We start from the raw sequence: 19,912 nt of genomic DNA, 5'->3' as shown, positions 1-19,912 counted from the left end.
TCATCGTTCAACTCGCTGACATGAGGATCGGCTCGACACGAGATGCGTCGACCCGCAGATTGTCGCTCCGCGTCACGGACACGATCGCGTCCACATCAAGGATGAGGGCGACCCGCCCATCGCCCATCACGGTGGCCGCAGCGATCCCGGGCACCGCCCGGTAATTCGCCTCGAGGCTCTTGATCACGACCTGCCGCTGGCCCTGGATGCCATCGACCACGAGAACGGCGCGCACGCCCCCCTCGCCCTCGACAAGCAGCGCCACGCTCTTCTCCGGCTCCACCGGCATGTCGCGATAGCCGAGCGCGGCGCCGACATCGACCAGCGGGATATAGCCCCCGCGCATGGCCAGCACCCGGACATCGACGCCGAGCGTATGCACCTGCTCGCTGCGCGGCTGCAGCGTCTCGACGATGGCGCTAAGCGGCACGATCAGCGTGTGGCCGTCGACGCTGACGACCATCCCATCCAGCACGGCGAGGGTGAGCGGCAGGCTGAGGGTAAAGGTCGAGCCCTTGCCCGGCCGGGAGGCAATGGAAATCCGCCCGCCCAGCGCCTGCACCGACCGGCGCACAACGTCCATGCCGACGCCGCGCCCCGAGATGTCGGAAATCTCGCTTGCCGTGGAAAAACCCGGCATGAAGATCAGATTGTCGATCTCCTCGTCGGTCAGCTGGGCGTCGGGAGAGACAAGTCCCTTCTCGACCGCCTTCGCCCGCACCCGCTCGCGGTTGATGCCCGCGCCGTCATCCTCGACCTCGATGACGATCCGGCCCGAACGGTGCAGCGCGGTCAGCTTCACCACGCCCTCGGCCGGCTTCCCGGCCGCAAGCCGCGCCTCGGTCGATTCGAGACCGTGATCGATGGCGTTGCGGATCATGTGGGTGAGCGGATCGACAATCCGCTCGATCACCGTCTTGTCGACCTCGGTCGTCTCGCCATCGGTCAGCAGGCGGACCTGCTTGCCGGTCATCGTCGCGACCTCGCGCACGAGGCGCGGCATGCGCTGGAACACCGAACGTACGGGCTGCGCGCGGATCGCCATCACGCTGTCCTGGATTTCGCGCGTCAGCTGCTCAAGCTCGTCCAGCGCCGTCATGACGGCGGAGGCGCGAGCCAGCCCGGCCTCGAACACACGCTGCGAGAGCATCGCCTCGTTGATCACAAGCTCGCCGACCAGATCGATCAGCCGGTCCACCCGGTCCAGATCGACGCGGATCGTGGCACCAACGCCCTGCGCAGCGTCGTTGCGCGCGGCCGGCGTCTCGGTCACCGTCGAGACGGGTTCGGGCTCGGCCGGCGGTGCTGGCGGTGCGACCGCCACGATCCCGGGCTGCGGCCTGGACTCGGGCTCCGGCATGGGCACGGGCTCGGGGGCAGCCGGCGCCTCCACGCTTGCCGCGGCGTTGCGCAGCAAGGCGAGGATCTCATCGTCCGAAGGTTGCCCGGAATTCGCGGCCGCACTCGGCGCGGGCTCCCGCGCCTCGGGCTGGTCCCGTTCGATCTGGATTTCGCAATCGTCCTCGACGAACTCGAAGACGGCACGGATCATGTCTTCCGTGCAGTCGGCCTCCAGCACGATCGTCCAGGTGAGGTAGGCGCCCTCCGGATCGAGCGCGGCAAGATCCGGCAGGGTCTCGGCATCGACCGTCACTCGCATGGGGCCGAGGCGCCCGAGCTCGCGCAGCAGCAACCCGGCCTCGTTGGCCTTGGCGTAGAGATCGGCAAGAGGCTTGAAACGGATGACCCAGCCGGGCGGCGGCGGCGGCGGCGCATCCTCGCTTTCGAGCGTGACCGGCACCGCCGCAAAGGCGATATCGGCGAAATCGTCGTCCTCGGCTTCGCCCGCGTCGCCCTCACCGGTCAGTTGCCGCAGTTCGGCTACGATCGCGGCGATCCGCGCAGGATCGGTCGCGCTGCCATCGCGCGCCGCGCGCACCAGATCGGCCAGCGCGTCGGACGCGCGGAGCATGACACGCATCGCCTCCGGCGACGGCTCCAGCCGCCCCGAGCGGATCAGGTCGAGAACCGTCTCGAAAACATGTGCGAAATGCACGAGGTCTTCCAGACCGAACGCGCCCGCGCCGCCCTTGATCGAGTGGACGGCACGGAAGACGGCATTCACCGTCTCGGAATCGGTCTGCCCGGTTTCCATCCGCATCAGGCCGGATTCAAGTTCGCCGAGCTGCTCTTCGCATTCCTGGAAGAATGTTTCGCGGATCTCCGCCATCGGATCCATCAGTCAGACTCCCATCATGCCGCGACGCGCCGGATCGCATCGACCAGCTTGACCGGATCGAAGGGCTTGACGATCCAGCCCGTCGCACCGGCAGCCTTCGCGCGCCCCTTCTTTTCGGGATCGACCTCTGTGGTCAGCACCAGCACCGGCGTGGTGCGCCACGAGGCATCCTTGCGCACCGCCTCGATGAACCCGAAACCATCGAGCCGCGGCATGTTGATATCGGTCACGATGACGTCCGGCGTCTCGACCTGCAGCACTTCGAGACCGTGCACGCCGTCTTCGGCCTGCACCACCCGATATCCCGCCTCGACCAGCGACATGCGCAGCATGTCACGCATGGTGCGCGAATCATCCACGGTGAGAATGGTCTTGGTCACGCGGCTATATCCTTCTGAAATTGAAATGCGGCCGGCCCGACACCGAACAATTCGAGTGCTGCGACCATCTGGTCGGACATGCGTTCCATCACGAACGCATGGCCATCCGCCTCCCAGGTGGACCGGGCCGAAAGCAGGACCTGCAGGCATTGGCCACCCAGCCGCTCGACCAGCGCGCCATCGATCCGCAATTCAGCGCCGCGCCTGGCGAGCAACCCTTGCGCCAGAGGGGTTGCCGCCTTGAGGTCGAGAACGGGATCGAGGGCGAACGAATCCGCGATGTCAGTCATGGTTGGGATGCTCCAGGGAAAGCTTCCGCGCACGGAGGCGGACACGCCACGGCGCGCCGGCCTGCCGCGAGCCGCGGGGGCAGGGGCAGGGCGGCCAATACCGGCGATCCTTGCGATCAATACGGTCAGGAACGGTCACGCCACATGGTCCCACTCAGGATACCCTCCGCAAATCGGCGACGGACTTCGGAGATCCGGCAGCGAGGGTGATCGCGCGCCATCCGAAGCGGCTGGGCTGGCGACGCATCGGCAATGGGCCGGTGCGTCTTGGCCTCAGCTCTCGGAACCCTAGGCGTGAAAGATTATGGGATCGTTAATCTGGCAGAACGGAACGACATTTTTTGCGTCGCGGCGCTGCGGGACGCGGATCAGCCGGCCGCAAGTTCCCGCGACCGCGCCGTTGCCGCGGCGATCGCCTGCCGCATTGCCGCGGGCCAGGCCGTGTCGTTCATCAGAACGGCAAGCGCCCGTTCGGTCGTGCCCTTCGGGCTGGTGACGGCGCGGCGCAGCGCGTCCGCCGGCTGGTCGCTCGCCGCGAGCAGGGCGGCCGAGCCGATCACCGTCTGCCGGGCCAGAACCCGCGCGAGATCGGGTGGAATCCCCTGGTCGAGAGCGGCGGCCTCCAGCAGTTCGACCAGCAGGAACACATAAGCCGGGCCGCCGCCGGACACCGCGGTGACCGGATCGAGCAGCGCCTCGTCGTCAACCATCGCGACCTGGCCGACCGCGCCGAGCAGCGTCTCGGCGAGGGTGCGCCGCGCGGGCGCGACACCCGGGCCGGCGACCGCCACGGTGATGCCCTGGCGCACCGCGGCCGGGGTGTTCGGCATGGCGCGCACGATGGCGCCGCCGGGGAATTTTGCCTGCAGCCAGCCGATCGTGAGTCCCGCCATGATCGAGACGATGACCGCCCCGCCGGCGAACCGCGCCAGCCCGTCCACCGCGGCGCCCGCCATTTGCGGCTTGACCGCGAGGATCACCGCTTGCGGCGCGAACCCGTCCGGAATCTCGGCGGGAGAGTCGACGACCTCCACACCATCACCGGCCAGCGCCTGTGCCTCGGCGCCCGGATCGACGACGACGACGCGCGAGATGCCGCGCTCGCGCCAGCCGGCGAGCATGGCAGACCCCATCTTGCCGCCGCCGAGGAGCAGCAGATCCGGCAATGCCGCGTCGGTCATGCCTCGCCCGCGCACTCCAGCATGGCCGCAGCCAGCGCCTCGTCCGGCGATTTGCCGCCCCACAGCACGAACTGGAAGGCCGGGAAGAACCGCTCGCACTCGGACACCGCGATATCGACCATATCCTCGACACTCTCGGCCGAAGCGCCGCCGGCACCGCGCAGCAGCACGGAATGGCGGAAGATCGGCATGCCGTCGTCATGATCCATGCCGAAATGGCCGATCCAGAGCTTCTCGTTGGCCCGGGCCAGCAGCTCGTACAGCGCGCTGCGGCGGCGTTCCGGCGCCTTCAGATCGAAGGTGCAGGAGAAGTGCATGACCGAGATTTCGTGCGACCAGGAGAAATAGAGGCCATAATCGCACCAGCGGCCAGGTGCCTCGGCGGCAATCTCGCTATCGCTGCGGCGGTCGAACACCCAGTCATTGGCGGCAACGACCTGTTCGACGATATCCAGCGGATTGCCAATGGTTTCGGGGGATTCGGAGGCGAGGGAGGTCATTGAGGATCTCCTCCTTGAATACTGGAGCCGAGACTGATGCGCCGCCGGGATGGTCCCGGAGCACCGCCACCACGACTTGGAGTGTACCGTATGTTCACGCCGCGCCGCAACCGAACTCTGCAATCGCCAGATAAACAAACGATAAACCCGCCGTTACCGGCGGGTTTTCATGCGGCCGGAATATGGATGAGCAGCCTGTCAGGCCGATTTCGCCTCGCGCCGTGCCGCAGCCTTCGCCACGCGGCGCTTCAGGGTGCGGGCCTCGTCGGTCAGCTTGCGGTTCGGCGTGTCGAGCAGGAACGCGTCCAGACCGCCCTTCTGCTCGATCGTCGCGAGGCCGCGCGGGGTGACGCGCAGCTTGACCGAATGGCCGAGCGCGTCGGACTGCAGCGAGCTGTCCTGCAGGTTCGGCAGGAACCGGCGGCGCGACTTGTTGTTCGCGTGGCTCACATTGTTGCCGGAGAGCACGCTCTTGCCGGTGATGTCGCAGCGACGGGTCATGACGAAAACCTCGATCCAGAAAGCCGGCGCGCCGGCCAGAAGCGGAGACGGAACAAAAAAACACGTCCCGCGCCATGGGTGCCACGGCGCGGCGTTGCCGGCTATATCGCCAAATCCGGCGTCCGGGTCAAGCGCCGGGCGAGCGGGCTATTCGGCGTAGATCATTTTCCTGGTCATGCCGCCATCGACGACGAACTCCGCACCGGTGCAGAACCCGGACTCCTTCCCGAGCAGGAAGGCGGCCAGCGCCGCGATATCCGCCACGGTGCCGACGCGCCCGGACGGGTGCTGCGCATGGTCGGACGGGGAGATCGGGTATTTCCCGGTATCGATCCAGCCGGGGCTGATGCAGTTCACCCGCATATCGGACCCGAGCGAGACGGCAAGCGCATGGCTGAGCGCCACGATCCCGCCCTTGGCCGCGGCGTAGCTCTCGGTGTCCGGTTCGGACATGTGCGCCCGCGTCGAGGCGATGGTGACGATGGCGCCCTTCGCCGCGCGCAGCATCGCCTCCGCCCCGCGCACGAGGAGAAAGATGCTGGTCAGGTGGGTGTCGATCACCGCGCGCCATTCGACGAGGCTGAGCGCGCCGATCGGCTTGCGGATCATGAACCCGGCATTGCAGACCAGCCCGTCGAGCCGGCCTTCCTGCGCCGCGACGTCCTCGATCAGCCGGGCGACATCCGCCTCGCAGGCGACGTTGCACTGGAGCAGCCTTACCCCGTCGGGCGGCGTCAGCCCCTCGATATCGCGATCGGCGGCGATCACGCGCCAGCCAAGCACAGCGAGATGCGCGCCGATCGCAGCCCCGATGCCGCGCCCGCCGCCGGAGACCAGCGCCACCCGCCCCGTCATCGCGACGACGCCGTCACGCCGCGCTCGCGCCGCCGTCAACCTTCGACTTGAGCTGCCCGCAGGCGGCGAGGATGTCCTGCCCGCGCGGCGTGCGCACCGGGGCGGCATAGCCGGCATCCATCACGATGTTGGCGAAGCGGCGGATCGCGTTGCCGCTGGAGGTTTCATAGGTCGAGCCCGGCCAGGGGTTGAACGGGATCAGGTTGACCTTGGCCGGGATGCCGTCGATCAGCTCGACCAGGCGGCGGGCATCGGCCTCGCTGTCGTTGATGCCCTTGAGCATCACGTATTCGAAGGTGATCCGCCGCGCGTTGGAGGCGCCGGGATAGCGCCGGCAGGCGGCGATCAGCTCGGCGATGTTGTATTTGCGGTTGAGCGGCACGATCACGTCGCGCACGTCGTCGGTCACCGCGTGGAGCGACACGGCGAGATTGACGCCGAGTTCCGCCCCGGCCCGGTCCATCATCGGCACGACGCCGGAGGTCGAGAGCGTGATCCGCCGGCGCGACAGGCCGATGCCCTCGCCATCCATCACGATCTTCATCGCCTTGGCGACGTTCTCGTAATTGTAGAGCGGCTCGCCCATGCCCATCAGCACGATGGTGGAGAGCAGCCGCGGCGTCTCGCCCTTCGGGCTCGGCCATTCGCCATAGGCATCGCGCATCGCCATGAACTGGCCGACGATCTCGGCAGCCGACAGGTTGCGCGTCAGCCGTTGGGTGCCGGTGTGGCAGAACCGGCAGGACAGGGTGCAGCCGACCTGCGAGGACAAGCACACAGCGCCGCGATCCTCGGTGACATCGGGGATGTAGACGGTCTCGACCGCCTCATGGTCGCGGAAGCGGAACAGCATCTTGCGCGTCTCGTCGGCGCTGAGATGGTCCGCCGCCACTTCCGGCCGGCCGATGGTGAAATGCGCGGCGAGCTTCGCGCGCAGGGGTTTGGCGATATTCGCCATCGCGGCGAAATCGGTCACGCCCTGGTGGTAGATCCAGTGCCAGAGCTGCTTGGCGCGGAAGGGCTGCTCGCCGATCTCGGCCATCGCCGCGGCGAGTTCCTCGCGCGCGAGGCCGACGAGGTCGCGCCGCCCGTCCTCCAGCACATTCGAGGGCGGAGCGAACAGCGCGGCCTTGGCGAGGATGCGCGCCCGCGCCGCCTCGTCCAGCCCGTCGGTCTCCGGCGCGTCGGCGCGCGTCACCGCCGTCACCCGGTCAGGACTTCGCCTTGTGCCCGGACGGGGGGCAGGCCTTGACGATCGCCTTGTAGGCGTCGCCGAACCCGTCGAGGCTGAACGTGTCGCTCACCGCCTTCGCACCCTTGCCCGTGCTCGCCACGGCCGCGGCGCCGCCGAGGAAGGCCTTCACCGTCGCCGGCCCCTTGAGCGCGTAGGCCATGTTGTCCTTGGTGAAGAATTTCAGCGCCGCACCGCCGACCTTCACCATCACGTCCTGGTTCTTGGCGTAGGTGACACCCTGGCTGAGCGATATCTCGTCGCGGAATTTCGCGCGCTCGGCCACGGTGAGCATGGCCGGCGGAGTCTTCGCGCCCTTGGCCTGCTTCGAGGAGGCGAAGGCGTAGCAGACCATGTCGGGTCCGGTTCCGTAGGTCGCCGCGGTCCAACCCTTGAACGTGCCCAGCGGCTTCGGCTGGTCGGCGGCATGGGCCGCCTGAGGCACGGCGAACGGCAAGGCGATCGCGGCGCCGAGAAACAGTGCGAGTGCGTTTTTCATGAGCAAAAGCCTTACGCCCGCGGCCGGATGGCCGCAAGTTCCACGTCTCGGCCGGATGGCCGCAAGTTCCACATCCTGGCCGGATGGCCGCAAGGTCCACATCCCGGCCGGGTTGCGGCGCACTGGGCGCCCCGGCCGGGCGGAAGCGGGACGGTCAGTGGTGATTGTCGTAGCGGACGGCGATGTCGACCTGGCGCAGCGCCTCGTTCACCGCCCGGATCGCTGCGATGCGATGGCCGCCCTTGTCATGGTCGCCGAGCTGCAGCTGGTGGCGCGCGGCGAGCAGGGCGCGGCGCGCCTGCAGCATGTGACCCTGATACTCGGCCTGGGCGACGCCGCCGGCAAGGCCGCCGGCGATGAGCGCGCCGCCGAGGATCGCTGCGAAATGCTTGCGCGAGATGTTCATCACGTCGGATCTCCAGAATGGTTGACAGGAGCTTGAGAAGGCACGACGAAAATGGCCGGACGGCGGCGCTGTCGTGACATTATCATGAAGTCTCGCACGGTTCCGGTCCGGAACAGCAAATGGAGGGTTTCGAGGAATGCGCGCCACCCACCCTGGTATCAACGCCAGTCGCCTCGCCTTCCTGCTGCTCGCCTGCGCGTCGCTCTCCGGCTGCGCCGGTGGCGGCCGCACCGCCTATTACCGCAAGAATCCGCACGCGCTGATGCGCGAGGTGGTCCGCTGCGAGAACAATGGCGGCGCGCTGGCCAGCACCCCGCATTGCCGCGAGGTGCTGCGCATCAACAACAACCTATTTTGAGACGCCGCCGAACCGCGCGATCAGCGACGAGGTGTCCCAGCGCCGCCCGCCCATCTGCTGGACATCGGCATAGAACTGGTCGACCAGCGCGGTGAGCGGCAGCCGCGCCCCGGTTTCCTTCGCCTGGGCAAGGCAGATGCCGAGATCCTTGCGCATCCAGTCCACCGCGAAGCCGAAATCGAATTTCTTCTCCGTCATCGTCTTCCAGCGGTTTTCCATCTGCCAGCTCTGTGCGGCACCTTTCGAGATGGCGCCGATCACCTTCGCCGCGTCGAGCCCGGCGGCCTCGGCGAAATGCAGCCCCTCGGCGAGGCCCTGGACGATTCCGGCGATGCAGATCTGGTTCACCATCTTGGCGAGCTGCCCCGCCCCGTGCGTGCCGATATGGCTGATATTGGCGCCGTAGCAGCCGATCACCGGCTTCGCCCGCTCGAAATCGGCCGCCTCGCCGCCCATCATCACCGTGAGCTTGCCGTTCTCCGCCCCGGCCTGACCGCCGGACACCGGCCCGTCCATCACGCCGAAGCGCCCGCCGGCGGCTGCCGCCAGCTCGCGCGCAACCGTGGCCGAGGCGGTGGTATGATCGACGAACAGCGCGCCCTCCTTCATGCCGGCGAAAGCGCCATCCGGCCCGATCGTCACCGAGCGGAGATCGTCGTCGTTGCCGACGCAGCAGAACACGAAATCGGCCCCCGCCGCCGCCTCGCGCGGGGTCGGCGCGGCCGTGCCCTTGTGCTGCTTCGCCCAGGCCTCGGCCTTCGCATGGGTGCGGTTGTAGACCGTCACCTCATGCCCGCCGGCGGCCAGATGCCCCGCCATTGGATAGCCCATCACCCCAAGCCCGATGAACGCCACCTTCGCCATTTTTTCGCTCCTCTCTGCTGAAATCCGCCGGATCAGCCGGCCGCGCCGGTTTCGATCAGCCGGTCGATCTCGGCGGCCGGATAGCCCAGCTCCGCCAGCACGTCCCGCGTATCCGCCCCCGGCGCCGGCACGTCGCGCCGCGCCGTGCTGCGCGCCCCGTCCATGCTGATCGGCAGGCCCGGCAGGCCGATTTTCCGCCCATCCGGCAGGCTGACCTCGACCAGCCCGCCCGATTCCCTCAGATGCGGATCGGCGAACAGGTCCGCCGGCTTCGCGATCGGCGCGAAGGGCAGGCCGAGACGCTCGCAGCGGCCGACCAGTTCGGCCGCGCTGAACTGCGCGAAGGCGGCAGCGATGACCGGCAGGGTGCGCTGGCGCGCGGCCCGCCGCTCGGCCTGGGTCGCCAGCGCCGGATCATCGGCCAGCGCGGCCAGCCCGAACTCGGCGCACAGCACCTTCCACTGCGTGTCGGTGACGACGCCGATGAAGATCTGCTCGCCATCCTTCGTGTTGAAAATGTCATAGACCGGCCAGGCCACGTCCCGCGCGCTCATCGGCGCCGGCTCGGTGCCGGTGATGGCCGCCTGCGCCATGTGCTGCGCCATCAGCATGGCGACGCTCTCGAACAGGCCGGACTGGACGTGCTGGCCGCGCCCGGTCCGCTCCCGCTCGGCGAGGGCGGCGAGCACCGCGATGGCGCCGTAGCTGCCGCCCATGATGTCGATCACCGAGGCGCCGGCCCGCAGCGGCTGGCCGATCGGCCCGGTCATGTAGGCGAGGCCGCCCATCATCTGCACCACTTCGTCGAGCGCGGTGCGGTGTTCGTACGGCCCCGGCAGGAAGCCCTTGAGCGAGCAGTAGACGAGCCTCGGATTCTGCGCCGCGCAGGCTTCATAGCCGAGGCCGAGCCGCTCCAGCGCGCCGGGGCGGAAATTCTCGGTCAGCACGTCGGCCCTCGCCACCAGGTCCCGCGCCACGGCCAGGCCCTCGGGCGATTTCAGGTCGAGCATGACGCTGCGCTTGTTCCGGCTCGCCATGGTGAAGAAGCCGATCCCCGAGCCGGTGAGCCGGCGGGTGTTGTCGCCGTCCGGCATCGGCTCGATCTTGACCACGTCGGCGCCGAGATCGCCGAGGATCAGCCCGGTCGTCGGCCCCATCACCATATGCGCGAACTCGACGACGCGCAGCCCCGCCAGCGGTGTGCCGCTCATGCTCCGCCCCTCACGCCGCCTGGCGATAGGTGCGCGGAATGCCCGCCTTCGCGATCTGGCCGTGCATCGGCTCGGCCGGCAGCCCCTCGTGCAGCAGGCGCCGCGCGGCGATCAGCTTGCCGAGGTCGATTCCGGTGGCGAAGCCCATGCTCTCCAGCATGAACACGAGATCCTCGGTCACGATGTTGCCCGACGCTCCGGGCGCGAAGGGGCAGCCGCCGAGCCCGGCGAGAGCGGCATCGAAATCGCGGATGCCTTCATCGAGCCCGGCCAGCGCGTTGGCGATGCCGAGGCCCATCGTGTCGTGCAGGTGCAGCCCGCGCAGCGCCGGGCCGATCTCGCGCCGCACCGCCCGCACGACCGACCTGATCTGCGCGGGATTGGCGTAGCCCACGGTATCGGCGAGGCCGATCTGCTCCACCCCCGTCGCCGCGAGTGCCGCGGCGATGCGCACCACCTCGCGCTCAGGCACCGCGCCGTCGATCGAGCAGCCGAAGGCGGTGGAACAGGCGACCTCGATTTCCGCCGGATTGCCCGCGCCCTTCATCCAGTCGACGATCTGGCCGACTACCGCCACCTGCTCGTCGGGCGCGCGGTTGAGATTGGCGCGCGAATGCCCCTCGCTCACCGAGACCGGGATGCTGACCCGGTGCGCCCCGGCCGCCACCGCCGCCTGCGCGCCGCGCAGGTTGGGGGCCAGCGCGACGACGACGAGGCCCGGTATTTCCTTCGCGAAGCGGACCACGGCCTCGGTATCCGCCATCTGCGGGATCAGCTTCGCCGGCACGAAACTGCCGACCTCGATCTCCTTCAGCCCGGCTTCCGCCATGGCGGCGATCCAGCGGCATTTCGCCCCGGTTTCCATCGTCGATTTGGCTATCTGCAGCCCGTCGCGCGGGCCGACTTCGCAGATCATCACGTGTTCGCTCATGTAATCAATCTGCGCCGGCCACGCCGCCGGGACAAGTCCCGCGCCGCCGGGTTTGGCAGGGCGCGCCGGCAATGCTACGAACCCGCGCGATGACCGCCGTGACCCCATCGCCGATCGCCGCCGAGGCCGCCACCAACGGACTCGTCCTCGCCCTGCCCAAGGGACGCATCCTCAAGGAGTGCGCGCCGCTGCTCGCCGCAGCCGGCATCGCGCCCGAGCCGGACTACGCGGATGAGAGCAGCCGCCGGCTGCGCTTCCACACCGCCATCCCCGAGCTCGACGTGATCCGCGTGCGCAGTTTCGACGTCGCCACCTTTGTCGCGTTCGGCGCCGCCGAAATCGGCATCTGCGGCGCCGACGTGCTGATGGAGTTCGACTATCCGGAAATCTACGCGCCGCTCGATCTCGGCATCGGCGCCTGCCGCATCGCCGTCGCCGAGCCGGCGGACGCCGCCGGGCGCACCGATTTCAGCCGCCTCTCGCGCGTGCGCGTCGCCAGCAAATATCCCAACATCACCCGCCGCCATTTCGCCGCGCGCGGCATCCAGGCCGAGATCGTGGCGCTGAACGGCGCGATGGAACTCGCCCCCGGCCTCGGCCTGTCGCGCCTGATCGTCGACCTGGTGCAGACTGGCTCGACGCTGAAGGCCAATGGCCTCGTCGAGACCGAGACCATCGCCCATGTCACCTCGCGGCTGATCGTCAACCGCACCGCGCTGAAGACGCGGCCGGAGGCGATCGCCCACTGGATCGCCCGCTTCCGCGACGCGCTGGCCGCCGCATGATCCGCCGTCTCCACACCGCCGACCCCGGCTTCGCCGCCGCCCTCGCCGCCCTGGCCAGCGACCGCGCCAGTGCCACCGATGTCGCAGCCCCGGTCGCCGCGATCATCGCCCGGGTGCGCGCCGAGGGCGACGCCGCGCTGATCGACCTCACCCGCCGCTACGACCGCTTTCCCCTCACGCCCGAAACCCTGCGCGTGAGTGCCGCCGAGATCGACGCCGCCTGCGCCCGCGTCAGCGCCGAACAGCGTCAGGCGATCGACCTCGCCGCCACCCGGATCGAGGCGTTCCACCGCGCCCAGCTGCCGCAGGACATCGCCTTTACCGACGCTGCCGGCGCGCGGCTCGGCCTGCGCTGGGGACCGCTCGACGCCGTCGGGCTCTACGTGCCGGGGGGCAAGGCATCCTATCCCTCCTCGGTGCTGATGAACGCGATTCCCGCCCGCGTCGCCGGGGTTGGGCGGATCGCCATGTGCGTGCCGACGCCGGACGGGCAGATGAACGACCTCGTCCTCGCCGCCGCGCGCCGCGCCGGGGTGACGGAAATCTACCGCGTCGGCGGCGCCCAGGCCGTCGCCGCCCTCGCCTATGGCACCGAGGCCATCGCCCCGGTCCACCGCATCGTCGGGCCGGGCAACGCCTTCGTCGCCGAGGCGAAGCGGCAGGTGTTCGGGCAGGTCGGCATCGATTCCATCGCCGGTCCCTCGGAGGTGCTGATCATCGCCGATGGCGGGCAAGACCCCTGGCGCGTCGCCCTCGACATGATCGCCCAGGCCGAGCATGACGAGGCGGCGCAGTCGCTCCTCGTCACCGACGATGCCGCACTGGCCGACGCGGTGGCCGCCGCACTCGCCCGCGCGCTCGAAACCCTGCCTCGCGCCACGATCGCCGCCGCCTCGCTCGCCGCCCATGGCGCGATCATCCTCGCCCGCGATCTCGACGAGGCGGCCGACATCGCCAACCGCGTCGCCTCCGAGCATCTCCAGGTGATGACGGCCGACCCCGGCGCCGTGTTCGCGCGGATCCGCCATGCCGGCGCCGCCTTTCTCGGCGCCGACGCGCCGACCGCGATCGGCGACTATGTCGCCGGGCCCAACCACGTACTGCCGACAGGCGGCACGGCGCGGTTTTCCTCGGGACTTTCGGTGTTCGACTTCCTCAAGCGCACCACCTTCGTCGCCCTCGATCCGGCGGCGATGGCGTCCATCGGCCCTGCCGCGGCAACCCTCGCGGCGGCCGAGAGTCTCGACGGCCACGCCCGTTCCATCCGCGCAAGGCTGACCCGCAACCGCGCGGAAAACTTGACCTGAACGCGCCATCGGCTCATTTGGACCGCATGTTGCAAATTTTTATCGAGGTTTGATGTCAAAAGAAGACATGATCGAGTTCAGCGGCACCGTCGCGGAGCTGCTCCCGAACGCGATGTTCCGGGTGAAACTCGACAACGACCACGTCATTCTCGCCCATACGAGCGGCAAGATGCGCAAGAACCGCATCCGCGTGCTGGCCGGCGACCGCGTCAACGTCGAAATGACGCCCTATGATCTGACCAAGGGCCGGATCACCTTCCGCTTCAAGTAAGCCGGATCGCCGCATGGCCAACCTGATCCTGGCCTCGTCGAGCCCCCGCAGGCTCGACCTGCTCCGGCAGCTTGGCATCATCCCCGATTCGGTGATCTCCCCCGATATCGACGAAACCCCGCACAAGGCTGAATCGCCCCGGCTCTATGCCGCGCGGATGGCGGCGGAGAAGCTCGCTTCCGTCACCGTGCCGGGCGCCTTCGTCATCGCCGCCGATACCGTCGTCGCCCTCGGCGGTCGCATCCTGCCGAAAACCGAAACCGATGCCGAGGCGCGCCGCTGCCTCGACCTGCTGTCCGGCCGCCGCCACCGGGTGTATTCCGCCGTCGCCGTGCGCGGGCCGGACGGGCGCATCGTCGCGCGCAACGTGATGACCACCGTCGGCTTCGCCAGGCTCGACCGCGAGAGTGCGGACGCCTATCTCGCCAGCTTCGAGTGGCGCGGCAAGGCGGGCGGCTATGCGATCCAGGGGCGGGCGGCGGGGTTCGTCGATTTTCTCGCCGGCTCCCATTCCGGCGTGGTCGGCCTGCCCCTGCACGAAACGCTGAACCTGCTGCGCGGCCTCGGCTGGCGGCCATGAACGCGGTCATCCGCGCCGGGCTGCGCGGCGGCACCGTGCATCTCGTGCTGACCGAATCCGGCACCCTCGCCGGCTACACGCGCTGGCGGCCTGACGCGCCGGATGGCGTCGGCGATCTCTGCTCCGGCCGGATCACCGCCCGCGCCTCAGCACTCGGCGGCGTGTTCGTCGATCTCGGCGACGGATCGGGCTTCCTGCCTGACAGCGCGGGTGGCAAGAGCCTCGCCGAGGGCGATGCCGTCGCGGTCCGCATCACCCGCGCCCCCCAGGGCGGCAAGGGGCCGCGCCTCGCGCTGGCGCAAGACGTCGCACCCGGCGCGAAGCCCGGCCTGCTCGCCCGCGGCCCCGGCCCGATCGCCGAGTTCCGCGCCCTGCATCCGGCCGCGCCGATCCTCGCCGATGACTGGGAACTCGTTGCCCTGCTGCGGGCGGCGCATGAGGGGGTCGCGCATGATCCGGCGAGCCTCGCCCCGGTGGAGGAGGAGATCGCCGCGCTCGCCGAGCCGGTCTTTGCGCTGCCGCAGGGCGCCCGCGGCACGGTCTGCCCGACGCCGGCGCTCACCGCGATCGATATCGACGCCGGTGCCGCCACCGCCGAGCGGGGCGACAAGCCGGGCGCGCAGCTGCGGCTCAACCGCGCGATCATCCCCGAACTCGCCCGGCAGATCCTCCTGCGCAATCTCGCCGGCGCGATCCTGGTCGATTTCGCCGGGATGAAACCCGCCGTCCGGCCGAAACTCGCCCCCGACCTCGCCGCCGCCCTCGCGCGCGATCCGCTCCGCCCGCGCCTGCTCGGCTTCTCGGCACTCGGCTTCGCCGAGATCAGCCGCCCGCGCATCCGCCCACCGCTGCACGAGTTGCCGCCATGACCGACGAAAAGGCTCTGCCAAGCCACCCCCGCCGCAAACCCGCCGGCGCGTGCCCGATCTGCGGCCAGGCGGCGCAGCTTGCGCACCGCCCGTTCTGCTCGGCGCGGTGCCGCGCGGTCGATCTCGGCCGCTGGTTCAGCGAGGATTACAGATTGCCGAGCGACGAGGCGCCGTTCACCGACTCTGAATAGGTTTCGAGCCGGGCGAGCGCGGCCGCCACGTCCGGCACGGTCTCGAACAGCTCGCGCACCGGCGGCCGGGCGAACCCATCCTCGATCACGCCATCGATCAGCGCCGCCACCCGGCTGGCCCAGCCACGAATGTCGATCAGCAGGATCGGCTTGGCATGGCGGCCGAGCTGCTTCCAGGTGAGGATCTCCATCAGCTCGTCCAGCGTGCCGAGCCCGCCGGGCAGCACGACGAACGCATCCGCCCGCGCGAACATCCGCCGCTTGCGGGTGTGCATCGTGTCGGTGACGATCAGCTCGGTGAGGCCGGGAAACTCGACCTCGCGGGCGCGCAGGAAATCGGGGATGATGCCGGTGACAGCACCACCGGCGCCGAGCGCGGCCCCGGCCGTCGCCCCCATCAGCCCGACATTGCCGCCGCCGAAGACCAGCGTCATGCCCCGCGCGGCCAGCCCCGCGCCGAGATCCCGCGCCGCCGCGAGGTAATCAGGTGTCGCGCCGGGGGATGATCCGCAAAATACCGTGACCGAAATGTGACTCATGATCGAGAATAACCCGCAGAACCTTTCGAGATGCCTGCCCTCGTGGCAGGATAACGCACGTCAGGCAAGCGACCGGGATCGAGAGTTTTCCACATGCCCACAAACGAGACTCCCAGCAGCGATAACGATGGCACGCGTGCGCGGCTGCCCGGCTGGCTGCCGGGCGCTGCGATCGGCGCGCTCGGCCTCTGCGCGGTGCTCGGCCTCGTGGTGCTGAGCAACCACCGCAAACCCGAAACCGCTCCCCCCGCGGCGGCAACCGCGCCCGCCGCCGCCCCCGCCGCGCCGGCAACGCCCGCGCCCCCCGCCGCACCGCGCTTCGACACGGTGCGGGTCGATGCCGGCGGCAATGCGGTGATCGCCGGCCACGCGGCACCGGGTGCGACCGTCACCATCACCGCCAACGGGCGGACGATCGGCACCGTCAAGGCGGACAGTTCGGGCAGTTTCGCCTTCGTCACCGACCATCCGCTGCCGGCCGGCGGCCAGCAGCTCGCCCTGGCCGAGGCGACACCGGGCGGCGGCACGCGGACGAGCCGGCGCGACGTCACCGTCGCCGTGCCCGCGGCGCCGAACGAGGGGCCGCTGGCCGTGCTCGCCGGCAATGGCAGCAAGCCCTCCCGCGTCCTGAGCGGGCAAGGCCCCGCACCCGGCACGCTCGGCATCGGCTCGGTCGATTACGGCGCCAGCGGCAAGGCGGTGATCGCCGGCACGGCGAAACCCGGCGCCACCGTCTCGCTCTCGCTCGACGGCAAGACGCTCGGCAGCGCGACCGCCGGCGCCGATGGCCGCTGGACGATGAAAATCGGCCAGATGCCGACTAAGCCCGGGACATTCAGCCTGAAGGCACAGGACGCCAAGGGCGGCGTCATCGGCGAGATGAAGACCGCCTATGCCCCGCGCCCGCTCGGCAAGCTGGTGCCGCACGAGGTCGTCGTCGCGCGCGGCGAATGCCTGTGGCTGATCGCCCGCCGCGTCTATGGCCGCGGCACCGACTACACCATGATCTACCGGGCGAACGAGGCCAGCATCCGCGACCCCAACCTGGTCTATCCCGGCCAGCGCTTCCTGCTGCCGCAATCCCCCGGCATGAAGGCCGCACCCGCCGCACCGGCGAAGTCCACAGCACCGGCCGGCACGAGCTGAGCCGTCCCACGCCGAAAGGCGTGCCCTAATTGATCCCGAGAGGCGTGGCCTAATTGATGTGGAAGGGCGTGGCGCATCAACGCCGAAGGGCGTTCTTGCAAGGCTCCGCGCCGCTCGCCATAACCCGGGCATGGACATCATCGACTCCCTGCGCGCCGCCCTGGTGCCGCCGCACCGCGCCGGGCGGCCCTTCATCGCCGCCGGCCTGGCCGTTTTCCTGCTTGGCCTGCTCACCGGCGCCGGCTGGCTGGCCTGGCTCGGCGCGCTCTTCGCGCTGTTCTGCCTCTATTTCTTCCGCGATCCGGCGCGCGTGCCGCCCGCCCGGCCGGATGCGCTGCTGGCCCCGGCGGATGGCCGCGTCGTCATCGTCGACGAGGCGCTGCCGCCGCCCGAACTCGGCCTGCCGGCGGTCCCGATGCCACGCATCGCCATCTTCCTCTCGGTGCTGGACGTGCATGTGAACCGCGTGCCGATGGCCGGCATCGTCACCCGCATCTCCTACCGGCACGGCAAGTTCGTGAACGCGGCGGCAAAGGAGGCCGAGGAGAACGAGCGCAACGCCCTCGCCATCCGGCTCGAATCCGGCGCCGAGATCGCGGTGGTGCAGATCGCCGGGCTGATCGCGCGGCGCATCCTGTGCGACGTGCATGAGGGCGACCGCGTCGAAACCGGCGCGCGCTTCGGCATCATCCGCTTCGGCAGCCGCACCGATCTCTATCTGCCACCCGGCACGCTGCCCCTGGTCGCGGTCGGCCAGCGCATGGTCGGCGGCGAGACGGTGATGGGGCTGCTGCCCCCCGCCGCCGCGCAAGGCGGCGCATGAGCGGGGCGGAAAAGCCGCCGCTCTTCGCCCTCCCCCGGCGCCGCCCGCCGCGCCGTCCCCGCCTGCGCGGCATGAGCTTCAACCGCATGCTGCCGAATTTGCTGACCCTGTCGGGCCTCTGCGTGGGATTCAGCGCGATCCGCTTCGCCCTCGAACAACGCTTCGGCGCCGCGGTGATCGCCATCGCCGTCGCCGGCGTGATCGACGGGCTTGATGGCCGGCTGGCCCGGCTGCTCAAGGCCACGTCCCGCTTCGGCGCGGAGTTCGACAGCCTGTCGGATTTCCTCTGCTTCGGGATTGCCCCGGCACTGGTGCTTTATTTGTGGTCGCTCAGCGAATGGGGCGCGTTCGGCTATCTGCCGCCGCTCGTCTATACCGCCTGCATGGCGCTGCGACTCGCCCGCTTCAACGCGGCGATCGACGCGCTGCCGCGCGAGGCGGATGGCCATCTGCCGGTGTTCCGCTTCGCCGCGAATTTCTTCACCGGCGTGCCGGCGCCGGCGGGCGCAGCGATCGCGCTGCTGCCGATCTATCTCGGCCTGGAGGCGGCGCGGCATGGCGGCGACCGGCTCGACCGGCTGGCCCAGGCGCCGGAGCTGAGCGCTGTGGTGCTGACCGGCACCGCGCTGCTCTGCATCTCGACCCTGGCGGTCTGGAACTTCAAGAACTTCAAGGTGCCGCCGCAACACGTCATCGCCATCCTGCTCGGGGTGATCGTCGCCGCCGCGGTGCTGCTGGCCGACCCATGGCTCGGCCTTTCGCTGCTGGTGCTCGCCTATCTCGGGATGCTGCCCTTCAGCCACCGCAGCTTTCGCCGGCTGCAGGCCGAGGCCGAGGCACGGCGCCGGCAGGGGATGGACGAGGGCACGGAGGAATAGAGCAGTTTCCGGTCCTTTCGGATCGGATGATGCTCCAGCCCGCCCGCCGGTCAGGCGGGTTCGGCGAAGCGCGCGAGCCGGATGGCGGTATGCCCGCGGCCGGTTCGCAGGCTCGGCATGATCAGCAGGCAGTCATCGTGCGGGGTGCGGATTTCGGCCGTACCGTCGCGCGCCAGCAGCGTGTCCCGCCGGCGGATCACCTCGCCGCCGCGGAACGGGCGGACGAAGGCGAAGCGGCCGGTATTGGCGGTCACCACCCGCGAGACCTCGGCGAAGCGCGGCGCCGCGCAGGGCGCCACCTTCCCGATCATGCCGGCATGGGCCAGCACCGCGTCCACACTCGCGCGCATCTGCCGCACCGTATCCTCCTGCCAGTGCTGCCCGGCCTCGACCAGCACCGCCGCGGCATCGCCTGCCGGGGCAAGGAAACGCGGATGGTCGATCAGCCTGCGCCCGCCGGCATGGCCGCCATCGGCGACCACCAGCGCCGGCGTGCCCATCGCCATCGCCAGCGCCCGGCCGCGCGCCCCCTGGCCGCACAGCACCAGCGGGTCGGACGGCCAGAGCATCGAATGCAGGTCGATCACCAGATCCGCCCCGGCGATCAGCGGCCAGATCTCGCGGGCGCGGTCGAGTTCGACGGAGCGGCGCGGCCCCTCCAGCGTCGCCTCGTCCCACACCCGGTTCAGATCCTCGTCGACGAAGCGGGAGGCAACCGGATTGTCCCGATCGAACCGCCGATAGGCGTCGATATTGACGAAGCCGAGCGTCAGCCGGCCGCAGGCCGGCCGCAACCCCTCGCGCAGCAGCGCATCAAGCACCACCGCGCCGGCGATCTCGTTGCCGTGCATCAGGCACAGCACCATCACATGCGGCCCGGCGGCGGCGGCGGCGAAGGTGGTGAAGCCGCGGAGTCCCGTATTGCCCGCGAGCCACGGCGCAAGGTCGGGCGGCGTGAGCCGCACTTCGAACCGCGGCAGGGACGCCACCCCGCTCATCGCGGCTGCAACGGCCGTTCTGGCCGAACGCGGCGGGCTTTCATCGGGGCCGGTATCGCCATGGCCCCACTCTACCCAG

At 69.7% G+C, this 19,912-nt stretch carries 25 protein-coding genes; 10 read left to right on the top strand and 15 right to left on the bottom strand.

Annotated features, from left to right (window positions below; all coding sequences use genetic code 11):
* Positions 1 to 7 precede the first annotated feature (7 nt).
* The 10 genes from HUW10_RS12420 to HUW10_RS12375 form a co-directional block, all read right to left on the bottom strand.
* Positions 8 to 2,239: a chemotaxis protein CheA gene (locus HUW10_RS12420; protein ID WP_174503793.1), complete on the bottom strand. Its 2,232-nt coding sequence runs from the start codon at positions 2,237 to 2,239 to the stop codon at positions 8 to 10.
* Between the two features lie 14 nt (positions 2,240 to 2,253).
* Positions 2,254 to 2,619: a response regulator gene (locus HUW10_RS12415; RefSeq protein ID WP_174503792.1), complete on the bottom strand. Its 366-nt coding sequence runs from the start codon at positions 2,617 to 2,619 to the stop codon at positions 2,254 to 2,256.
* The gene (locus tag HUW10_RS12410) at positions 2,616 to 2,909 is read right to left on the bottom strand and encodes an STAS domain-containing protein (protein WP_174503791.1); all 294 of its coding nucleotides are present in this window, start codon (positions 2,907 to 2,909) and stop codon (positions 2,616 to 2,618) included. Before HUW10_RS12410 ends, HUW10_RS12415 begins: the two co-directional genes overlap by 4 nt.
* A 368-nt stretch (positions 2,910 to 3,277) precedes the next feature.
* Positions 3,278 to 4,090, bottom strand: coding sequence for a pyrroline-5-carboxylate reductase (proC, locus tag HUW10_RS12405; RefSeq protein ID WP_174503790.1), 813 nt, complete (start codon positions 4,088 to 4,090; stop codon positions 3,278 to 3,280).
* Positions 4,087 to 4,590, bottom strand: coding sequence for a YbjN domain-containing protein (locus HUW10_RS12400; protein ID WP_174503789.1), 504 nt, complete (start codon positions 4,588 to 4,590; stop codon positions 4,087 to 4,089). The genes proC and HUW10_RS12400 overlap by 4 nt, the downstream gene beginning before the upstream one ends.
* Positions 4,591 to 4,788: 198 nt before the next feature.
* Positions 4,789 to 5,091, bottom strand: coding sequence for a 50S ribosomal protein L28 (gene rpmB / locus HUW10_RS12395; protein ID WP_174503788.1), 303 nt, complete (start codon positions 5,089 to 5,091; stop codon positions 4,789 to 4,791).
* A gap of 147 nt (positions 5,092 to 5,238) precedes the next feature.
* Positions 5,239 to 5,946, bottom strand: coding sequence for an SDR family oxidoreductase (locus HUW10_RS12390; RefSeq protein ID WP_174504864.1), 708 nt, complete (start codon positions 5,944 to 5,946; stop codon positions 5,239 to 5,241).
* Positions 5,947 to 5,959: 13 nt separating this feature from the next.
* The gene (gene rlmN / locus HUW10_RS12385) at positions 5,960 to 7,153 is read right to left on the bottom strand and encodes a 23S rRNA (adenine(2503)-C(2))-methyltransferase RlmN (RefSeq protein ID WP_174503787.1); all 1,194 of its coding nucleotides are present in this window, start codon (positions 7,151 to 7,153) and stop codon (positions 5,960 to 5,962) included.
* Positions 7,154 to 7,157: 4 nt separating this feature from the next.
* Positions 7,158 to 7,676, bottom strand: a complete 519-nt coding sequence (locus HUW10_RS12380; RefSeq protein ID WP_174503786.1) for an invasion associated locus B family protein — start codon at positions 7,674 to 7,676, stop codon at positions 7,158 to 7,160.
* Positions 7,677 to 7,830: 154 nt separating this feature from the next.
* Positions 7,831 to 8,085, bottom strand: coding sequence for a hypothetical protein (locus HUW10_RS12375; RefSeq protein ID WP_174503785.1), 255 nt, complete (start codon positions 8,083 to 8,085; stop codon positions 7,831 to 7,833).
* Positions 8,086 to 8,218: 133 nt separating this feature from the next.
* On the opposite strand from HUW10_RS12375, the gene HUW10_RS12370 reads away from it, so the two are divergent.
* The gene (locus HUW10_RS12370) at positions 8,219 to 8,440 is read left to right on the top strand and encodes a hypothetical protein (RefSeq protein WP_174503784.1); all 222 of its coding nucleotides are present in this window, start codon (positions 8,219 to 8,221) and stop codon (positions 8,438 to 8,440) included.
* Here the strand turns inward: HUW10_RS12370 and HUW10_RS12365 are convergent.
* From HUW10_RS12365 to HUW10_RS12355, 3 genes are read right to left on the bottom strand one after another with little or no spacing between them, the layout of a single operon-like run.
* Positions 8,432 to 9,304, bottom strand: coding sequence for an NAD(P)-dependent oxidoreductase (locus HUW10_RS12365; protein ID WP_174503783.1), 873 nt, complete (start codon positions 9,302 to 9,304; stop codon positions 8,432 to 8,434). The genes HUW10_RS12370 and HUW10_RS12365 overlap by 9 nt on opposite strands.
* A 32-nt stretch (positions 9,305 to 9,336) precedes the next feature.
* A complete protein-coding gene (locus HUW10_RS12360; RefSeq protein WP_174503782.1) occupies positions 9,337 to 10,515 on the bottom strand; it encodes a CaiB/BaiF CoA-transferase family protein in 1,179 nt (392 codons plus the stop codon).
* A 10-nt stretch (positions 10,516 to 10,525) separates the two neighbouring features.
* On the bottom strand, positions 10,526 to 11,446 hold the full coding sequence (locus HUW10_RS12355; RefSeq protein ID WP_174503781.1) for a hydroxymethylglutaryl-CoA lyase: 921 nt from the start codon (positions 11,444 to 11,446) through the stop codon (positions 10,526 to 10,528).
* A gap of 89 nt (positions 11,447 to 11,535) precedes the next feature.
* Between HUW10_RS12355 and hisG the strand changes: the two genes are divergently transcribed.
* From hisG to HUW10_RS12325, 6 genes are read left to right on the top strand one after another with little or no spacing between them, the layout of a single operon-like run.
* Complete coding sequence (gene hisG, locus HUW10_RS12350) at positions 11,536 to 12,231, top strand: ATP phosphoribosyltransferase (protein WP_174504863.1); 696 nt, start codon at positions 11,536 to 11,538, stop codon at positions 12,229 to 12,231.
* Positions 12,228 to 13,538 carry a histidinol dehydrogenase gene (gene hisD / locus HUW10_RS12345; protein ID WP_174503780.1) on the top strand — a complete coding sequence of 437 codons (1,311 nt, stop codon included), beginning with the start codon at positions 12,228 to 12,230 and terminating at the stop codon, positions 13,536 to 13,538. Before hisG ends, hisD begins: the two co-directional genes overlap by 4 nt.
* Before the next feature lie 52 nt (positions 13,539 to 13,590).
* A complete protein-coding gene (infA, locus tag HUW10_RS12340; RefSeq protein WP_174503779.1) occupies positions 13,591 to 13,809 on the top strand; it encodes a translation initiation factor IF-1 in 219 nt (72 codons plus the stop codon).
* Positions 13,810 to 13,822: 13 nt separating this feature from the next.
* Positions 13,823 to 14,389, top strand: coding sequence for a nucleoside triphosphate pyrophosphatase (locus HUW10_RS12335; RefSeq protein WP_174503778.1), 567 nt, complete (start codon positions 13,823 to 13,825; stop codon positions 14,387 to 14,389).
* On the top strand, positions 14,386 to 15,258 hold the full coding sequence (locus HUW10_RS12330) for a ribonuclease E/G (protein WP_174503777.1): 873 nt from the start codon (positions 14,386 to 14,388) through the stop codon (positions 15,256 to 15,258). Before HUW10_RS12335 ends, HUW10_RS12330 begins: the two co-directional genes overlap by 4 nt.
* A complete protein-coding gene (locus HUW10_RS12325; RefSeq protein WP_174503776.1) occupies positions 15,255 to 15,449 on the top strand; it encodes a DNA gyrase inhibitor YacG in 195 nt (64 codons plus the stop codon). Before HUW10_RS12330 ends, HUW10_RS12325 begins: the two co-directional genes overlap by 4 nt.
* On the opposite strand, the gene HUW10_RS12320 is transcribed toward HUW10_RS12325, so the two are convergent.
* Positions 15,404 to 15,988 carry a TIGR00730 family Rossman fold protein gene (locus tag HUW10_RS12320; RefSeq protein ID WP_174503775.1) on the bottom strand — a complete coding sequence of 195 codons (585 nt, stop codon included), beginning with the start codon at positions 15,986 to 15,988 and terminating at the stop codon, positions 15,404 to 15,406. The two genes, HUW10_RS12325 and HUW10_RS12320, sit on opposite strands and share 46 nt — an antisense overlap.
* A 93-nt stretch (positions 15,989 to 16,081) precedes the next feature.
* Here HUW10_RS12320 and HUW10_RS12315 point away from each other — a divergent pair, with 93 nt between their 5' ends.
* The 3 genes from HUW10_RS12315 to HUW10_RS12305 all read left to right on the top strand — a co-directional run bounded on the left by HUW10_RS12315 (position 16,082) and on the right by HUW10_RS12305 (position 18,835).
* Entirely contained in the window at positions 16,082 to 17,134 is a 1,053-nt protein-coding gene (locus tag HUW10_RS12315; protein WP_174503774.1) for an Ig-like domain-containing protein, read from the top strand.
* Between the two features lie 130 nt (positions 17,135 to 17,264).
* A complete protein-coding gene (locus HUW10_RS12310; protein ID WP_174503773.1) occupies positions 17,265 to 17,957 on the top strand; it encodes a phosphatidylserine decarboxylase in 693 nt (230 codons plus the stop codon).
* Positions 17,954 to 18,835: a phosphatidylcholine/phosphatidylserine synthase gene (locus HUW10_RS12305; protein ID WP_174503772.1), complete on the top strand. Its 882-nt coding sequence runs from the start codon at positions 17,954 to 17,956 to the stop codon at positions 18,833 to 18,835. Before HUW10_RS12310 ends, HUW10_RS12305 begins: the two co-directional genes overlap by 4 nt.
* Before the next feature lie 50 nt (positions 18,836 to 18,885).
* Here HUW10_RS12305 and HUW10_RS12300 read toward each other — a convergent pair whose 3' ends face one another.
* The gene (locus HUW10_RS12300; protein WP_174503771.1) at positions 18,886 to 19,833 is read right to left on the bottom strand and encodes a succinylglutamate desuccinylase/aspartoacylase family protein; all 948 of its coding nucleotides are present in this window, start codon (positions 19,831 to 19,833) and stop codon (positions 18,886 to 18,888) included.
* Positions 19,834 to 19,912 lie beyond the last annotated feature (79 nt).

This window comes from Acidiphilium sp. C61, assembly GCF_905116885.1.
GTDB lineage: Bacteria > Pseudomonadota > Alphaproteobacteria > Acetobacterales > Acetobacteraceae > Acidiphilium.
This window is presented reverse-complemented; position numbering and strand designations above follow the sequence as displayed.

What these genes read in the sequence shown, in the direction of transcription:
- HUW10_RS12335 (WP_174503778.1), top strand. Translation starts at nt 13,823, where the DNA reads ATGGCCAACCTGATCCTGGCCTCGTCGAGCCCCCGCAGGCTCGACCTG.
- HUW10_RS12300 (WP_174503771.1), bottom strand. Translation starts at nt 19,833, where the DNA reads ATGAGCGGGGTGGCGTCCCTGCCGCGGTTCGAAGTGCGGCTCACGCCG.
- HUW10_RS12370 (WP_174503784.1), top strand. Translation starts at nt 8,219, where the DNA reads ATGCGCGCCACCCACCCTGGTATCAACGCCAGTCGCCTCGCCTTCCTG.
- proC (WP_174503790.1), bottom strand. Translation starts at nt 4,090, where the DNA reads ATGACCGACGCGGCATTGCCGGATCTGCTGCTCCTCGGCGGCGGCAAG.
- HUW10_RS12355 (WP_174503781.1), bottom strand. Translation starts at nt 11,446, where the DNA reads ATGAGCGAACACGTGATGATCTGCGAAGTCGGCCCGCGCGACGGGCTG.
- HUW10_RS12410 (WP_174503791.1), bottom strand. Translation starts at nt 2,909, where the DNA reads ATGACTGACATCGCGGATTCGTTCGCCCTCGATCCCGTTCTCGACCTC.
- HUW10_RS12420 (WP_174503793.1), bottom strand. Translation starts at nt 2,239, where the DNA reads ATGGATCCGATGGCGGAGATCCGCGAAACATTCTTCCAGGAATGCGAA.
- HUW10_RS12320 (WP_174503775.1), bottom strand. Translation starts at nt 15,988, where the DNA reads ATGAGTCACATTTCGGTCACGGTATTTTGCGGATCATCCCCCGGCGCG.
- HUW10_RS12305 (WP_174503772.1), top strand. Translation starts at nt 17,954, where the DNA reads ATGAGCGGGGCGGAAAAGCCGCCGCTCTTCGCCCTCCCCCGGCGCCGC.
- HUW10_RS12360 (WP_174503782.1), bottom strand. Translation starts at nt 10,515, where the DNA reads ATGAGCGGCACACCGCTGGCGGGGCTGCGCGTCGTCGAGTTCGCGCAT.
- infA (WP_174503779.1), top strand. Translation starts at nt 13,591, where the DNA reads ATGTCAAAAGAAGACATGATCGAGTTCAGCGGCACCGTCGCGGAGCTG.
- HUW10_RS12330 (WP_174503777.1), top strand. Translation starts at nt 14,386, where the DNA reads ATGAACGCGGTCATCCGCGCCGGGCTGCGCGGCGGCACCGTGCATCTC.
- HUW10_RS12400 (WP_174503789.1), bottom strand. Translation starts at nt 4,590, where the DNA reads ATGACCTCCCTCGCCTCCGAATCCCCCGAAACCATTGGCAATCCGCTG.
- rpmB (WP_174503788.1), bottom strand. Translation starts at nt 5,091, where the DNA reads ATGACCCGTCGCTGCGACATCACCGGCAAGAGCGTGCTCTCCGGCAAC.
- hisD (WP_174503780.1), top strand. Translation starts at nt 12,228, where the DNA reads ATGATCCGCCGTCTCCACACCGCCGACCCCGGCTTCGCCGCCGCCCTC.
- HUW10_RS12325 (WP_174503776.1), top strand. Translation starts at nt 15,255, where the DNA reads ATGACCGACGAAAAGGCTCTGCCAAGCCACCCCCGCCGCAAACCCGCC.
- HUW10_RS12365 (WP_174503783.1), bottom strand. Translation starts at nt 9,304, where the DNA reads ATGGCGAAGGTGGCGTTCATCGGGCTTGGGGTGATGGGCTATCCAATG.
- HUW10_RS12380 (WP_174503786.1), bottom strand. Translation starts at nt 7,676, where the DNA reads ATGAAAAACGCACTCGCACTGTTTCTCGGCGCCGCGATCGCCTTGCCG.
- HUW10_RS12390 (WP_174504864.1), bottom strand. Translation starts at nt 5,946, where the DNA reads ATGACGGGGCGGGTGGCGCTGGTCTCCGGCGGCGGGCGCGGCATCGGG.
- HUW10_RS12310 (WP_174503773.1), top strand. Translation starts at nt 17,265, where the DNA reads ATGGACATCATCGACTCCCTGCGCGCCGCCCTGGTGCCGCCGCACCGC.
- hisG (WP_174504863.1), top strand. Translation starts at nt 11,536, where the DNA reads ATGACCGCCGTGACCCCATCGCCGATCGCCGCCGAGGCCGCCACCAAC.
- HUW10_RS12315 (WP_174503774.1), top strand. Translation starts at nt 16,082, where the DNA reads ATGCCCACAAACGAGACTCCCAGCAGCGATAACGATGGCACGCGTGCG.